Raw genomic sequence first — 15,354 nt, 5'->3', positions numbered from 1 at the left:
GCGTCCCTCTGAAAGGCTTCGCACCGATGAAATTGCACCGCATCCTGCCCCTCGTGCCGACCTTCCTGCTGGTGTTCGGCGCGGGCATCGCCAGCGCACAGATCGCCACCCCGCCAGCCGGTGACTACATCTACGAGGGCGGCGCCGGCTCACTGCGCGTCAAGCCCAGCGGGCACTTCGACATCACCACGGTCGGCTCCAATGCCCACGTCTGCTCGCTCGACGGCACCATCGTCCGCGGCAAGTCCAAGATCGACGACACCGGCTGCGTGGTGAATTTCACCCTCAAGGGCGGCGCGGTCGAGGTCAGCTCCAACGGCTCGGACGACTGCCGCCAGAGCTGTGGCGCGCGGGCCTCGTTCGAAGGCACCTACCTCAAGCCCAGCCGGGCCTGCACCGACAAGGCCGTGGCGGCAACGCGCAAGACCTTCAAGCGCCAGTACGACGCGAAGGACTTCGCCGCCGCCCAGACCACCCTCGCCCCCGTGCTCGGCGAATGCAGCAGGACGCTCGATTGGATCACCACGGGCCGCATCCGCAATGACCTGGCGATCACGCAGTTCAGGCTCGGCGACCGCGCGGGCTGCCTCAAGACGCTGGAGCCGCTGGCCGAAGACGCCGCCCGAACCGACCAGGGCGTGAAGGACAACTACCCACCCGCCGATGCCGAGGACATCCTGCCGGTGGTCCGCGCGGCCCGCACAAACCTCAAGCTCTGCCGGGGGTAGCCCCAGATCCCCGATTCGGATTCCCAGGCGGCGCCAAGACCGTCGTGCCAGTTTTCCATCAACGACAGGACGGAGACAACACCATGAAGTTCTTCAGGCGCACTCTGCGCACGGCCGTGCTCGGCCTGAGCCTGGCCGCACCTTTGCTGGCCGCGGCGCAATCGCTGCCGACCGCCACGCCGGAGCGGGTCGGGCTTTCGACCGAGCGCCTGCAGATGCTCACCGACGTGCTCAAGGCCGACGTGGCCGCCGGCAAGATCCCGGGCGCGGTGCTGCTGGTGGCCCGCCAGGGCAAGCTGGCCTGGTTCGAGCCTGTCGGCAAGCTCGACCCCACGGCCGGCACGCCGATGCAGCGCGACGGCATCTTCCGCATCTACTCGATGAGCAAGCCCATCACCTCTGTGGCCGCGATGATGCTGGTGGAAGACGGCCGCCTGAAGCTGGACGACCCGATTTCGACGTACCTGCCCGAGTACGCCAGCATGACCGTCGGCGTCGAGAAGCCCGGCGCCGACGGCAAGCCGGTGCTCGAGACCGTGCCCGCGCGCCGCCCGATCACCGTGCAGGACCTGATGCGCCACACCTCGGGCCTGACTTACGGCTTCTTCGGGCCGGGCCTGGTGAAGCAGGCCTACAACGCGGCGGGCCTGGGCACCAACGACCCGACCAACGCCGAGTTCTCGCAGCGCCTGGCCAAGCTGCCGTTGGCCTACCAGCCGGGCACGACCTGGGACTACAGCCAGTCGACCGACATCCTCGGACGGGTGATCGAGGTGGTGTCGGGCCAGTCGCTCTACCAGTTCGAGAAGGCGCGCCTCTTCGATCCGCTGGGCATGAAGGACACCACCTACTACGTGCCCGAGCCGGACCGCCAGCCGCGCATTGCCGAGCCGCTGCCGACAGACCGCAGCTTCGGCGTGGGCGCCGACCTGAACGACCCGCGCATCGTGCGCAAGCTCGAATCGGGCGGCGGCGGGCTGGTGTCCACGGCCGGCGACTACGCGCGCTTCCTGCAGATGCTGCTGAACGGCGGCTCGCTCGACGGCAAGCGCTACCTCGGCCCGCGCACCATCGCGCTGATGACCGCCGACCACTCCAACGCGGGCGCCGGCATCGTGCCTGGCCCGCTCTACCTGCCGGGCCCGGGCTACGGCTTCGGCCTCGGCTTCGCGGTGCGCCGCAATGACGGCGAGGCGCCCTACCCCTCGGCCGGCGGCGAATACAACTGGGGCGGCGCGGGCGGCACCTACATGTGGGTGGACCCCAAGAACGAGATGTTCGTCGTGCTGATGCTGCAGTCGCCGAAATACCGGACACATTACAGATCCTTGACCCGGGACATGATTTATGCGGCGGTGATCAAGTAGCCTGCTGTTCACAGGCTCTTGAGGCCTGGCGCAAAATCGGACCCATCCCCTCGAAGCCATGAAGAACAGCAGCAGCACCGTCATTCCGATCTCGCAGATCGGCCGCACGCCACCCGCCGTGGCCGTGCCGGACATCGCCGTGCCCGCCACGGGCCTGCTGCTCGACCGCCTGGGCCGCCCGCTGACCGACCTGCGCATCAGCGTGACCGACCGCTGCAACTTCCGCTGCAGCTACTGCATGCCCAAGGACGTGTTCGACAAGGACTACAAGTACCTGCCGCACAGCGCGCTCCTGAGCTTCGAGGAAATGACGCGCCTGGCGCGCCTGTTCGCGGCGCACGGCGTGCGCAAGATCCGGCTCACCGGCGGCGAGCCGCTGCTGCGCAAGAACATCGAGGGGCTGATCGAGCAGCTCGCCGAGATCCGCACGCCCGACGGCGCGCCGCTCGAACTCACGCTCACCACCAACGGCTCCCTGCTCGCGCGCAAGGCCGCAGCGCTCAGGGCCGCCGGCCTGCAGCGCGTGACGGTGAGCCTGGACAGCCTGGACGACGCGGTCTTCCGCCACATGAACGATGTCGACTTCCCGGTGGCCGACGTGCTGGCCGGCATCGACGCGGCCCGGGCCGCCGGCCTCGGCCCGATCAAGGTCAACATGGTGGTCAAGCGCGGCACCAACGAGCAGGAAATCCTGCCGATGGCGCGCTACTTCCGCGAGCACCATGGCGGCAATGTGGTGCTGCGCTTCATCGAATACATGGACGTGGGCGCCACCAACGGCTGGCGCATGGATGAGGTGCTGCCCTCGGCCGACGTCATCGCGCGCATCGCCGAAGAGTTTCCGCTGATGCCGCTCGAAGCCACCACGCCGGGCGAAACCGCCCAGCGCTGGGCCTATGCCGACGGCGGCGGCGAGGTCGGCGTGATCAGCAGCGTGACCCAGGCCTTCTGCCACGACTGCAGCCGCGCGCGCCTGTCGACCGAGGGCAAGCTGTACCTCTGCCTCTTCGCCAGCGCCGGCCACGACCTGCGGCCGTTGCTGCGCGGCACGGCCAGCGACGACGACATCTCCTCTGCCATCGGCCACATCTGGCAGGGCCGGGCCGACCGCTACTCCGAGTTGCGCGCACTGCGCGGCCCCGACGACACCGCGCACGGCGATGCAACCGACAAGGCCCCGCGCCGCGTCGAGATGAGCTACATCGGCGGATGACGCAGGCTGCCGCCATGCCTGCGCACCCCGCCATTGCGCCCTCCGACATCACCGGCTTGCTGCTGGCCGGCGGACGCGGCTCCCGCATGGGCGGCGTCGACAAGGGCCTGCAGAACTTCAACGGCGTGCCGCTCGCCCTGCATGCGGTGCTGCGCCTGGGCGCGCAGGTCGGCCAGATGCTGATCAATGCCAACCGGAACCTTGCGGCCTACGAGGCCTTCGGCGTTCCGGTGCTGACCGACAGTCTTGCGGACTACCCGGGGCCGCTCGCGGGTTTCCTCACGGGGCTTGAGAACTGCGAGACGCCCTTCCTGCTCACCGTGCCTTGCGACACGCCGCGCTTTCCGCCCGACCTGGCGGCGCGCCTGGCCGAAGCCCTGGAAGCCGGCAACGCCGAGATCGCGATGGTCGCCGCGCCCGATACCGAAGAGGGCTCGGAACCCGTGCTGCGCCCGCAACCCGTGTTCTGCCTGCTGCGCACCGACCTGCACGAAAGCCTGCTGCGCTTCACCGAAGGCGGTGGCCGCAAGGTTCAGGCGTGGACTGCGCAACACCGCACCGTGCTCGTCCCCTTCGACCGCCCCGGCGATGCGCCCGACGCCTTCTTCAACGCCAACACGCTCGCCGAACTGCAAGCACTCGAGAACCGATGAGCAGCCTCGCCGACATTGCCGCCGCCCTCCCGGGCCATGACACCGACGCGTTGAGCGTCGATGCCGTCCAGACTTTCCTGGCCCGGTTGGTTGCGCCGCTCGTCGTCACACAGCGCGAGAGCGTTTCGCTGCGCGACGCGCTCGGCCGCGTGCTGGCCGAAGACCTCGTCTCGCCCGTGAGCGTGCCGCCGCACGACAACTCGGCGATGGACGGCTACGCGTTCGATGGCGCGATCCTCCCGACCGACGCACCTGCCGACCACTCCATCCAGCTGCGCGTGGTGGGCACCGCGCTCGCCGGCACGGCCTGGCGCGGCGCGCTGGCCCCGGGCGACGCGGTGCGCATCATGACCGGCGCGATGATGCCAGCCGGCCTGGACACCGTGATCCCGCAGGAGTTCTGCCAGGTCGAGGGCGACGTTGTGCGCTTTCCCGACCGCGTGCTGCGCCGCGGCGACAACCGCCGCTTCGCGGGCGAAGACCTGATGAAGGGCCAACCGGCTCTGCGGCGGGGCGAGCGGCTCTCGCCAGCCGCCCTTGGCATGGTTGCGAGCCTCGGCCTGCCCGGCGTGCCGGCGCTGCGAAAACTGCGCGTCGCCTACTTCTCGACCGGCGACGAGATTCTCTGCATCGGCGAGCCGCCCCGCGAAGGCGCGGTGTACGACAGCAACCGCTACACCGTGTTCGGCCTGCTCGCGCGCCTGGGCTGCGAGGTGATCGACCTGGGCCTCGTGCACGACGACCCCGCCACGCTGGCCGCGACGCTGCAACGCGCCGCGAGCGAAGCCGACGCGATCGTCACCAGCGGCGGCGTGAGCGTCGGCGCGGCCGACCACACGCGCGACGTGATGCAGCAGGTCGGCGAAATGGCGTTCTGGCATGTCGCGATGCGGCCCGGCCGGCCGCTGGCCGTGGGGCTGATTCCGCGCGACGGCGGGGAGCACGCCAGTCCGTCCGTGCTGTTCGGCCTGCCCGGCAATCCGGTGGCCGTGATGGTCACTTTTCTCGCCTTCGTGCGGCCCGCGCTGCTGCGGATGATGGGCTGCCACGATGCGGCCTCGGCGCCCCCGCCGCTGCTGCGCGCGCGCAGCGCCGGGCCGATCCGCAAGAAGCCCGGGCGCACCGAGTACCAGCGGGGGGTTGTGAAGGCTGTGGCGGGCTCATTGCCCGAAGTCTGTGTCGCCACCAACCAGGGTTCGGGCGTGCTGAGTTCGATGGTCGAGGCCAACGGACTGGTGGTGCTACATCATGACCAGGGCCATATCGCTGCGGGCGAAGAGGTCGACGTGATGATGTTCGACGGCGCGATCTAGCCTCCCCAGCCGCGCCGCGCTCAAGGCGCGAGATATTGCTTGGAGATGCCCGCGCCCACCGTGTATTTCGGATCCACGAAATTCCCGAGCCGCACCTTGCCGCACTGGCTCAGCATCATGTAGGCGTCCCAGCGGTCATAGCCGTACTCCGCCTCCATCCAGAGGATGAGTTCCTTGTACGCGATGCGGGTCGCGTCCTCCAGCGGACGGGCGCTGCCAATCGCCATGATCATGTCCTCGGTCTCCAGCCGCGGCCATTCGAGCTTCCAGCCCTTGATGAGGTCCACGCGGATGGTCGTGAGGCTCGGATACTCCACCGCCGTGCCGCACACCTCGCCGTCGCCCTGGCAGGCGTGCGCATCGCCGATGAAGAGGCGCCCGCCCGCGGTGCGCACCGGCAGGTAGGTGATGCTGCCGGGCCCCATGTCGGGCAGGTCCATGTTGCCGCCGTGCTGGTCGGGTGTGAGGCTGTTGATCGAGTCGATCTCGGGCGAGCAGCTCAGCGTGCCGATGTGCGGCCTGTAGGGCAAGGTGACGCGCTTGCTCCAGTAGACGCCCTCTTCGTCCACGTCGATCTTGCGCACCGTCTCGGGCAGCGGCTGGTTCAGCAGTGCGGTGAAGGCCGTGCCGCTCAACGCGCCGAAGTCCGGGATCATGCAGCAGGTGCCGCACGGATTGGGCCCGCGCGGCGCCATCGATTCGATGTGCACCGCGACCGTGTCGCCGGGCTCGGCGCCCTCGATCATGATCGGCCCGTTCTGCGGGTTCACGAAGGGCATGGTGAGCACCTTCGAAGGCAGGTCCTGCTCGGTCTTCACCTTTCCGTCGAAGGCGTCGCGCGTCTCCACCACGATGCGGTCGCCGGGCTTCACCGTCAGCACGGGCTCGGTGTAGGGGCCGATGGTGAAGTGGAATTTGCCCTGCTTCGCCTCGGTGAGTTCGTGCGTGTCCAGGCTGCGCCCGCGGCCGAGGCCTCGGGTGTGCATGATCGATTGGTCGAGCCAGTTCATCGGGTCTTCTCCTTGGTGGGTTTTGTTCAGAGCATCAGGTGGGCGCGCACTGCCTGCGCGTTCATCTGGCCGGGCTCGATGCGCCCGACGATGCGGCCCTTCTCCATGACGTAGGCGCGCTCGCCCACGTCCAGGATCGTGTCGAGGTTCTGCTCCACGAAAAGAATGGTGGTGCCCAGGTCGCGCCGTATCGCGCGCAGCACGTCGCAGATGAGCTGCACGATCGAGGGCTGGATGCCCTCGGAGGGCTCGTCCAGCAGCATCAGCGCGGGGTTGCCCACCAGCGCGCGGCCGATGGCCAGCTGCTGCTGCTCGCCGCCCGACATGGTGCCGGCCTGCTGGTTGCGGCGCTCCGCCAGCCGCGGGAAATACTGGTAGACCAGGTCGGGCTGCTTCTTGCCGCGCGGACCGCCGACCAGTTCGCCCACCATCAGGTTCTCGGCCACCGTCATGCGCGCGAACACCTCGCGCCCTTGCGGCACGTAGCCGATGCCCAGGCGCGCGCGAGCATCGCTCGACAGCGCCGCGATGTCCTGCCCCTGCAGCCGCACGCTGCCGCCGCGCGTGCGCAGGAGGCCCATCAGGCAGCGCATGGTGGTCGTCTTGCCGACGCCGTTGCGGCCGATGAGGCTCACGATCTCGCCCTTGCGCACCTTCATGTCCACGCCCTGCAGGATGGGCGTGGCGCCGTAGCTCGCCTGCACGCCCTGCAACTCGAGGATGGTCTCAGTGGTCATGTGTCTTGCCCAAATAGATCTCGGCCACGCGCGGGTCCGCGATGATTTCGCCGATCGAGCCTTCGGCAAATACCTTGCCGAAATGCAGCACCGTCACGCGCTGCGCGATCTGGCGGATGAAGGCCATGTCGTGCTCGACCACCAGCACCGTCATCCCTTCGGCGTTGAGCTTCTGGATCAGCTCGCCGGTCTTGAAGGTTTCCTCGGGCGAGAGGCCCGCGGTGGGCTCGTCCATCAGCAGCAGCACCGGCTTGAGCGCGAGCGCCATGCCGATCTCCAGCCACTGCTGCTGGCCGTGGGCGAGCTCACCGGCGGGCTTTGCAGCGTCCTGCGCGAGGTCCAGCAATTCGAGCAGCCGGTCTTCCTCGCGCTTGAGGTCCGCCAGGCGCGTGTGGTGCTGCAGCGCGATGTGGAGGTTCTGCCGCACCGGCAGTTCCTTGAACACGCTGGGCGCCTGCATCTTGATGCTCATGCCCTGCTGCACGCGCCGGAACGGACGCTCGCGTGTCACGTCGCGCCCCTGGAACGCGATGCTGCCTTCCGAGGCCTCGTGCGTGCCGACGATGAGCTTGAACAGCGTGCTCTTGCCCGCGCCGTTGGGCCCGATGAGGCAATGGATCTCGCCCTGGCGCACCGACAGGTCGACCTCCGACACCGCCGCATGGCCGCCGAAGCGCTTGGACAGCGACCGGGTTTCCAGCAAGGCGTTCATGCGCTCGCCTCCTGCCCCGTAGACACCTCGGGTGCGCCACGTCGCACGAACAGCCGCCGCACCGCCTGCACCACGCCGATCACGAAGCCCTGCGGCGCCACCATCACCGTGCACAGCAACATCGCGCCCATCAGCAGCAGCGCCGCCTGCTGGCTGTAGACCGTGATCGTCTGGAAGGCCCAGAGCACGAGGAACGAACCCACCAGCGTGGCGGTGATGTCGCCTCGCCCCGAGAACGCGACCCAGACGATGGGCATCGCCGCGGCCGGCAGCCCCACGCTGGCCGGCGTAATGAACTGGCCCCACGAGGTGTAGAGCACGCCGCTCAGGCCCGCGAGCGTGGAGCCGATCACGAAGGTGGCGAGCTGGTATTTGCGCACGTCGTAGCCCAGCAGCTCGGCGCGCTGCGGGTCTTCGCGCACCGCGACGATCACGTTGCCGAAACGCGAGTTCAGCATCATGCGAAGGCCCAGGTACACGATGAGGATCAGGCCCACCACCAGGTAGTACAGCGCGATGCCGTCGAACACGAGCGGATCGTCGCCGAACCACGGGATGTTCAGCGGCGCCATGTCCTTCATGCCGTTGAAGCCGTTCAGCCGCGCGCTGCCGATGTGCCATTCGGGCCCGGCCGTCTGCCCGAGGAAGAAGGCCAGCACCAGCGTGGCCGAGAGCGTGACGATGCCGAAGAACACGCCGCCTACGCGCCCCCAGATCATGAAGTAGCCCAGCACCGCAGCGGCCGCCGCCGCCAGGCACAGCGCGATCACCAGTGCGAGGAACGTGGTGCCCGCATCGCCGCCGAGGTTGACCGCCGCCACACCGTAGCCGTAGCCCGCGATGCCGAAGAAGAAGGTCTGCCCGAACGACAGCATGCCGCCGTAGCCCCACACCAGGCACAGGCCCATGGCCATGAAGACCCAGGTGAGGAGGTAGGCCATGTTGCCCACGTCGTAGCCGTCGGCGAAGGCCGGGTACAGCAGCACGGCCGCGAGCACCGCGATGAAGGGAAGCCAGAAGACGCGCGTGGCACCCAGCGTCTGCGGCCCGTTGATGAGTTGGAACATTCGTGTGACTCCGTGCAGGTTCAGCGCGTCTTGCGGGCCAGCCATCCGGACACCCCTTCGGGCAGGATGCGGATCACCACGATCACGGCCAGCAGCATGCCGATCTGCCCCACGATCTGCCCGCCCCAGCCGTTCAGGCCGGTGCGGATGACCGCGAGCAAGATGCCGGCCGGCGCGGTGCCCAGCAGCACGTTGGCGCCGCCCACCACCACCGTGACGAAGGCCTCGACCAGGAAGGCCGCGCCCATCGTGGGTATCAGCGTCATGGTGGGCGCATAGAGCGCGCCGCACAGGCCCGCCAGCGCCGCGCCGATGCCGAAGCTCAGCGCATACACGCGCCCCACGCGCACGCCGGTGGCCTGCGCGATCGATGCGTTCTGCATCGTGGCGCGCGCATGCACCCCGAAGCGCGTGCGCATGAAGATGAAGTAGATGCCGCCCAGCACCGCCACGGCGGCTGCGAACAGCACCATGCGGTAGACCGAGAAGGTGTAGTCGCCCACCACGAAGCTGCCCTCGGGCGTGCCCACGCCGGTGAGCGTGGAGCCGAAGACCAGCAGCATGCCCTGCGTCACGATAAGGCTCAAGCCCCAGGTGGCGAGCAGCGAATCGAGCGGCCGCTTGTAGAGCTTGCGCACCAGGCTCCACTCCACGGCCACGCCGATCAGCCCCGCGGCGAGCGTGCCGCACAGCTGCGCGAGCGGCAGCGGAAAGCCCGCGTGCACGAGCCCCACGGTGACGTAGGCGCCGCACATGATGAATTCGCCATGCGCCATGTTGATCACGCCCATCATCCCGAACACGATGGCCAGGCCGGCCGCCGAGAGGATGAGGAACGCGAACACGTCGGCGAACTGGTAGAAGAACGAGAAGATTTCGGCGAACACCGCTGCTCCCTGCTGAACCGGTCGATCGGAGGCGTCAGAGCTTCTTGGGCAGGTCCGACGGCGTGTACTGCTTGCGGTCGTTCTTCTTGGTCAGGTCGCAGCCGATCTGGCCAAGCCAGTACGGCTGGATCGTTCCGTAGTCCTTGAGCACCTTCACGTTGTGCTTCTCGTCCACCGCGATCAGGCGCATCTCGTGCGAGGCGTGCTGGCTCTTGGGGTCGATGCAGACCTTGCCCTCGGCCGCCTCGATGCAGGCCTCGCCCGAGGCGATCACCTTGCGAATGTCCGCCAGCTTGGTCGACTTGGCCTTCTCGACCATCGTCTTGTACATGTAGAGCGCGTTATAGGCGTTGTAGCCCATGTCGTTGATGTAGGGCTCGTTCGGGAACTTGGCGTGCCAGCGCTTCTTGAACTCGTTGGCTGCGGGCGTGTCGATCTCCTCGAACCAGTTGGCCGTGGCGTGCATGCGGTTGAGCGCGGGCGGCGCGAAGCGCTTGTGCTCGAAGCCCAGCATGACTTTCACCGACGAGCCCATCGGCAGGTTCAGCTTGGCGGCCGCTGCCTGCTCGAAGAACGAGTCCTGCGCGGCGCCCACGTTGAGCATCAGGAGCCAGTCGGGCTTGGCCTTCTGGATGTTCTGGATGGTCTGCGCGAACTGCGAGACGCCCAGCGGAATGAATTCCTCGCCGACCACCGTGCCACCCACGTCCTTGAGGATCGTGCGGTTCCACTCGGCGGAGATCTGGCCGAAGTTGTAGTCGGCTGCGACCACGTACACCTTCTTGCCGAACTTCTCGACCATGTACGGAATGAGCGTGGAGAACTGCTGCTCGGGCACCGCGCCCATGCTGATCATGTTCGCATCGCACACGCCGCCTTCGTACTGGTTGGTATAGAAGTACGGCGTCTGCGTGCGGTCGACGATCGGGCGAACCGCTTCACGCGAGGCCGAGGTGATGCCGCCGATCAGCACGTCCACCTTGTCCTTGCTCAAGAGGCGCCGCGTGAACTCCTGGTAGCGCGCGTTGTCGCCCTGCGGGTCGAGGTGAATCAGCTCGATCTGCCGGCCCATGATGCCGCCGGCCTTGTTGATCTCTTCCACCGCGAGTTGCGAGCCGTTCAGCTTGGGCTTGCCCAGCACGGCGAGGTCGCCCGAGACGTCTTCCATCAGGCCGACCTTCAACGGCTCGGCCGCCAGGGCCGCGGTCGCGGCGGTGGCCAGCACCATCGTGCAGCCCAGGGAGAAAAGCGCGTGACGTAGTTTCATGGTGATGTGCTTTCAGGAGAAAGAAAAAGAAAGGAAAGGAAAGCGGGAAGCCGCGGCGGTTCAGAGCGCCGGGTGCCGGCGGTGCCAGTCGGTGACCTGCTGGAAGGCCGCGCCGGCGCGCACCAGCAGCGCCTCGTCGAAATGCCGCGCGACGAACTGGAACGCCACGGGCATGCCGCCTGCGGTAAAGCCGCCGGGCAGCGTGATGGTCGGGCTGCCGGTCATGTCGAAGGGGCAGGTGTAGCGCAGCATCGCGGCCATGAGGTCGGCATCGACGCCCATCTGCGCCATGCGCTCCATGGTCGGCGAGGCGATGCCCGTGGCGGGGATCAGGAGCAGGTCGATGTCCTCGAACATCGCCCTCACCTTGCCGCTGAAGTCGTGGCGGCGCAGCACGATCTTCTGGTAGTCCACGCCTCGCTGCGCGAGGCCCAGGTCGATGAGGCCTGCGACCGCCGGGCCGTACATGTCCTTGCGCGACGGATAGGTCTTCTCGTGCACCACGGCGGCCTCGATGCCGCACAGCGGGAACCAGTCCTCGATGGCCTGCGCGGGATCGGGAAAGTGCACCTCGCGCAGGTCGCCGCCGAGCGTGCGCACCGCGGCGATGGCGGCGTCCAGCACCTCGCGCGTCGGTGCGTCTACACCCTCGGTGGTCCAGCGCGTGTCGATGCCGATGCGAAGGCCGGCGATGCCCTTGCCGATATCGGCGAGGTAGTCGGGCACCGGCGCGAGGCTCGCCGTCGGATCGTTCACGTCGGCGCCGGCAATCGCGCCGAGCATCGCGCCCGCATCGGCCGCGCTGCGCGTCATCGGGCCGATGTGGTCCAGCGTCGCGGCCAGCTCGAAGGCACCGTAGCGGCTCACGCGGCCCCAGGTGGGCTTGAGGCCCGTGAGGCCGTTGGCGGCCGAGGGAAAGCGGATGGAGCCGCCGGTGTCTGTGCCCAGCGAGCCATAGCACAGGCCTGCCGCAGTCGCGACGCCCGAACCGCTGGACGACACGCCCGGCCAGTGCGCCGCATTCCATGGGTTGACCGGGGGCGAGACCGAGGGATGGTGGTCGGCATAGGCGCTCTCGGTGAGCTGCAGCTTGCCGAGGATGACGGCGCCCGCCTCGCGCAGCTTGCGCACCACGGTGCCGTCGGTGGTGGGCACGAAGTCCTTGTAGAGCGTCATGCCGGCGGCGGTCGGCACACCTTCGGTCCAGCACAGGTCCTTGATGGCGATCGGCACGCCGTGCAGCGGGCCGCGGATCTCGCCCTTGGCGATTTCCGTTTCGGCGCGCGCCGCCTCGGCGAGCGCGGAATCCCCGAGCACCCGCACATAGCTCTTGAGCTTTCCGTCGAGCGCGTCGATGCGTTCGAGTTGCGCCTTCGTCACCTCCACGGACGACAGATCCTTCGACTGGATGCGGCGGCCCACTTCCAGAAGTTCGAGGTAGTGCAGATCGTTGCTCGGCATGGCTGGGAGACTCCGTTTCGTTGTGGATCAGGGCGAGGAACAGGCTTGTCTGAAGCTGCGCGTCGAAGGTATTGAAGGTATCGAAGGGCCGCCGCGAACGCTTGGCTCGCAGCGCCATTGCGATGTGCTGGACCGGCCAGCGATGTTTTTTTCAGCCGAGCACGGGCGCGCGCTTGTGGAAGGCCGTGGCCTGCTGGAAGGCCTGGCCCGCGCGCAGCAACGCGGCCTCGGCGAAGGGCCGGCCGATGATCTGCATGCCAATGGGCAGGCCGTCGGGATCGAAACCGCAGGGCACGTTCAGCGAAGGCAGCCCCGTGAGGCTCGCGACGCCGGTGAACTGCATGATTGCGGAGAGCATGTCTTCGTCCTGCCCGGGCTCGATCTCCACGCGCGTCTCGCCGATGCGGGTGGCGACGAAGGGCAGCGACGGGCAGACGAACACATCCACCCGCTTGAAGGCCTCCAGGAATTCGGCGCGCAGCAGCGCGCGGTAGCGCTGGGCCTGCAGGTACTGGGTGGCCAGCAGCAGTTCGCCTGCTTCCAGCAGGGTGCGCACGTCGTCGCCGTAGTCTTCGGGGCGTTCGCGCAGGTTGCGCTGGTGGTAGGTGCTCGGCTCGGCCGATTCGATGGTGAGCTGCGCGGAAATATTGCCGTGGATGTTGCGGATATCGACCTCGACCAGCTCGGCGCCCAGGTCGACGAAGGTGGCCAGCGCCTCCTTGACCGCATCGTGCACCGGCGCCTGCAGGTGCTCGAAGAAGTAGCCGGGCACGATGCCGATGCGCAGGCCGCGGCAGCCGCCGCCCAGGTCCTTCAGGTAGTCGTCGCAGGCGCGTTGCGCGCTGCCCGCGTCCTTCGGATCGAAGCCCGCGATGGCGCCGAACATCAGCGCGCAGTCTTCGACGCTGCGCGTCATCGGGCCCACCGTGTCCATGCTCCATGCGAGCGGGACCACGCCGTGGTTGCTGACCCGCCCGTAGGTCGGGCGCAGGCCCACGATGCCGTTGATGGCCGAAGGCAGGCGGATCGAACCACCGGTGTCGGTGCCGATCGCCCCGAAACAGAAGCGCGCCGCCACCGCCACCGCCGAGCCGCCGCTGGAGCCGGCCGGAAAGCGCGCCGGGTCCCAGGGGTTGCGCACCGCGCCGTAGTGCGGATTGGCCGAGGTGCCGCCCCAGGCGAACTCGTGCATGTTGGTCTTCCCGATGAAGATCGCGCCGGCCTGGCGCAGCCGCGTGGTCACGGTGGCGTCGGCCTCGGGCAACCAGTCGGCCAGGATCTTGCTGCCCGCCGTGGTGCGGCTGCCGCGCACCGCGACGTTGTCTTTCAGCGCGAGCGGAATGCCCTGCAGCGGGCCGAGTTCATGGCCCGCACCCGAGAGCAGTTCGGCGGCACGCGCCACCTGCATCGCCTGCTCTTCGAACACGGTGATGAAGGACCGGAGCACGCCGTCGTGCGCGCGGATGCGTGCGAGCGATGCCTCCACCAGCTCCACGGGCGAGACCTTGCGCTCGCGCACCAGGCGCGCGGCTTCGGCGAGGCCGAGATCGGGCAGCTCGCTCATGCGGCGTCCTCGGGCAGTTCATGCGCATGCGCGAAGGCGGTGACCGGCATCAGCTCGCGGTAGGCCGCATCGCTCATCTTGCGGCTCAGTTCGTTGGCTGCGGGAATCCAGGCGGACAGCACCGCTTCGACCGCGGCGCGGCGTTCGGGGCGGAGGTCCAGGGCCGCGCAGCGGGCGAGCGCGCCGACATCGACCGCATCTGCGGGCGGGGAAGCATTCATCGTCGTCTCCATTCGTGAAGGAAGCTTGTGGACTTCACGATAGGGAGCAACGCCCCGCGCGGCTTGGCTGCAAAGGCCAGCGCGATGGGCTGGAACCGCCAACCTCCCGCGCGCGGCGGAATGCGGGCTGTGGTGACGCTCCTAGTGCCCGCGCAGCAGCGTCTGCGGCGTCACGCCGTAGGCCTTCTTGAAGACCCGGCAGAAGTGCGAGAGATCGCTGAAGCCGTACTGGAAGGCCGCCTGCGTGACCTGCCGCACGCGGCCTTCGCGCAGCGCGCTGTGGCTCGCCTCCAGCCGCTGCTTCCAGAGCCACTGGATCGGCGTGGTGCCATGCTCGGCGAACACACGCGCGAGCGTGCGGGCGGACACGTGCTGCGCGGAGGCGATCTGCTCGACGTCGAGTTCGCAATCGTCCAGGTGCGCGGCGATGTAGTCGCGCGTCTTCTGGAACAGCGCGTTGTGCGAGGACTGCACGGCGTCGGTGCATCCGACCTGGAACTGCAGCACCGCCGAGAGCATGTCCAGCAGCGAGCTCGCAAGACTGGCCTGCATGCCCTCCTGCCCCGACAGCTCCAGCACCGCGGCTTCGCGGATCATGCTGCCCAGCAGCCTGGCGATGGGATGGCCGTTGGCCAGGTGCATGGCCGTCAGGTTCTGGGCCTCGGGAAACCTGCACAGCAGTTGCAACCGCGGAATACGCACGAGCAGGTTCGACTCCGGCAGGAGATCGAAGGTGAAGGGGCGCGCGGCATCGTAGAGAACGATGTCGCCGTTGCGCTGCACCACCTCACGGCCCGACTGCGACAGCACGCCGTGCCCGGACACCATGAGGCTCAGCATGAAGTCTTCGTTCGGACCGCTGCGCAGGTGCTGCGCATCGCGCTCCCAGTAGTGGCGCGGCGAGGACATCTCCGCGAGCGTGAGGTTGCCGAGCGAACGAACGGAAAAATGCGCGTTGAAATGCTCGCGGTCCGGCACGCGGCTCGCGGCGGGTATGAAGTGCTTGCGCACCACATCGCTCCAGTAGTCGAAGCGCTGGCTGCGTTCGACCGTGTCCGTTGAGTAGTCGAGGTTCATGCTGCGAACGAATGGACGGCGCCACCGGCGGGTGGAATCCCAAAACCCAAGCAACAATCGTGCCCTGCGTGGACCGG

At 68.1% G+C, this 15,354-nt stretch carries 15 protein-coding genes; 5 read left to right on the top strand and 10 right to left on the bottom strand.

The window, feature by feature from the left end:
• The first annotated feature begins 26 nt into the window (after positions 1-26).
• From ACSFA7_RS20540 to moeA, 5 genes are all read left to right on the top strand, one after another.
• The gene (locus ACSFA7_RS20540) at positions 27-728 is read left to right on the top strand and encodes a hypothetical protein (RefSeq protein WP_435501080.1); all 702 of its coding nucleotides are present in this window, start codon (positions 27-29) and stop codon (positions 726-728) included.
• An 83-nt stretch (positions 729-811) separates the two neighbouring features.
• Positions 812-2,095 (top strand): serine hydrolase domain-containing protein, encoded by a 1,284-nt coding sequence (locus tag ACSFA7_RS20535; RefSeq protein WP_435501079.1) that lies wholly within the window; start codon positions 812-814, stop codon positions 2,093-2,095.
• A gap of 58 nt (positions 2,096-2,153) precedes the next feature.
• Positions 2,154-3,308, top strand: coding sequence for a GTP 3',8-cyclase MoaA (gene moaA / locus ACSFA7_RS20530; RefSeq protein WP_435501078.1), 1,155 nt, complete (start codon positions 2,154-2,156; stop codon positions 3,306-3,308).
• A 14-nt stretch (positions 3,309-3,322) separates the two neighbouring features.
• Positions 3,323-3,961 carry a molybdenum cofactor guanylyltransferase MobA gene (mobA, locus tag ACSFA7_RS20525; RefSeq protein WP_435501077.1) on the top strand — a complete coding sequence of 213 codons (639 nt, stop codon included), beginning with the start codon at positions 3,323-3,325 and terminating at the stop codon, positions 3,959-3,961.
• Positions 3,958-5,274, top strand: a complete 1,317-nt coding sequence (gene moeA, locus ACSFA7_RS20520) for a molybdopterin molybdotransferase MoeA (protein ID WP_435501076.1) — start codon at positions 3,958-3,960, stop codon at positions 5,272-5,274. Before mobA ends, moeA begins: the two co-directional genes overlap by 4 nt.
• Positions 5,275-5,294: 20 nt before the next feature.
• Here the strand turns inward: moeA and ACSFA7_RS20515 are convergent, their stop codons facing one another.
• The 10 genes from ACSFA7_RS20515 to ACSFA7_RS20470 all read right to left on the bottom strand — a co-directional run bounded on the left by ACSFA7_RS20515 (position 5,295) and on the right by ACSFA7_RS20470 (position 15,277).
• A complete protein-coding gene (locus ACSFA7_RS20515; RefSeq protein ID WP_435501075.1) occupies positions 5,295-6,284 on the bottom strand; it encodes an acetamidase/formamidase family protein in 990 nt (329 codons plus the stop codon).
• Positions 6,285-6,310: 26 nt separating this feature from the next.
• Positions 6,311-7,021 carry an ABC transporter ATP-binding protein gene (locus ACSFA7_RS20510; RefSeq protein ID WP_435501074.1) on the bottom strand — a complete coding sequence of 237 codons (711 nt, stop codon included), beginning with the start codon at positions 7,019-7,021 and terminating at the stop codon, positions 6,311-6,313.
• Positions 7,011-7,733: an ABC transporter ATP-binding protein gene (locus ACSFA7_RS20505; protein WP_435501073.1), complete on the bottom strand. Its 723-nt coding sequence runs from the start codon at positions 7,731-7,733 to the stop codon at positions 7,011-7,013. Before ACSFA7_RS20505 ends, ACSFA7_RS20510 begins: the two co-directional genes overlap by 11 nt.
• Positions 7,730-8,800 (bottom strand): branched-chain amino acid ABC transporter permease, encoded by a 1,071-nt coding sequence (locus tag ACSFA7_RS20500; protein ID WP_435501072.1) that lies wholly within the window; start codon positions 8,798-8,800, stop codon positions 7,730-7,732. The genes ACSFA7_RS20505 and ACSFA7_RS20500 overlap by 4 nt, the downstream gene beginning before the upstream one ends.
• 20 nt (positions 8,801-8,820) lie before the next feature.
• Positions 8,821-9,687, bottom strand: a complete 867-nt coding sequence (locus ACSFA7_RS20495) for an ABC transporter permease subunit (protein WP_093432021.1) — start codon at positions 9,685-9,687, stop codon at positions 8,821-8,823.
• Positions 9,688-9,721: 34 nt separating this feature from the next.
• Positions 9,722-10,954, bottom strand: a complete 1,233-nt coding sequence (locus ACSFA7_RS20490) for an urea ABC transporter substrate-binding protein (RefSeq protein WP_435501071.1) — start codon at positions 10,952-10,954, stop codon at positions 9,722-9,724.
• A gap of 60 nt (positions 10,955-11,014) precedes the next feature.
• Complete coding sequence (locus ACSFA7_RS20485) at positions 11,015-12,415, bottom strand: amidase (RefSeq protein WP_435501070.1); 1,401 nt, start codon at positions 12,413-12,415, stop codon at positions 11,015-11,017.
• 151 nt (positions 12,416-12,566) lie between these two features.
• Positions 12,567-13,979 carry an amidase gene (locus ACSFA7_RS20480; RefSeq protein ID WP_435501069.1) on the bottom strand — a complete coding sequence of 471 codons (1,413 nt, stop codon included), beginning with the start codon at positions 13,977-13,979 and terminating at the stop codon, positions 12,567-12,569.
• Positions 13,976-14,200 carry a hypothetical protein gene (locus tag ACSFA7_RS20475; RefSeq protein WP_435501068.1) on the bottom strand — a complete coding sequence of 75 codons (225 nt, stop codon included), beginning with the start codon at positions 14,198-14,200 and terminating at the stop codon, positions 13,976-13,978. The genes ACSFA7_RS20480 and ACSFA7_RS20475 overlap by 4 nt, the downstream gene beginning before the upstream one ends.
• Positions 14,201-14,341: 141 nt before the next feature.
• The gene (locus ACSFA7_RS20470) at positions 14,342-15,277 is read right to left on the bottom strand and encodes a helix-turn-helix domain-containing protein (RefSeq protein ID WP_435501067.1); all 936 of its coding nucleotides are present in this window, start codon (positions 15,275-15,277) and stop codon (positions 14,342-14,344) included.
• Positions 15,278-15,354: the final 77 nt, after the last annotated feature.

Source organism: Variovorax trehalosi (assembly GCF_051216415.1).
Classification (GTDB): Bacteria; Pseudomonadota; Gammaproteobacteria; order Burkholderiales; family Burkholderiaceae_C; genus Variovorax.
Note: the sequence above shows the minus strand (reverse complement) of the source record. Positions and strands in the feature narration are given on the sequence as shown.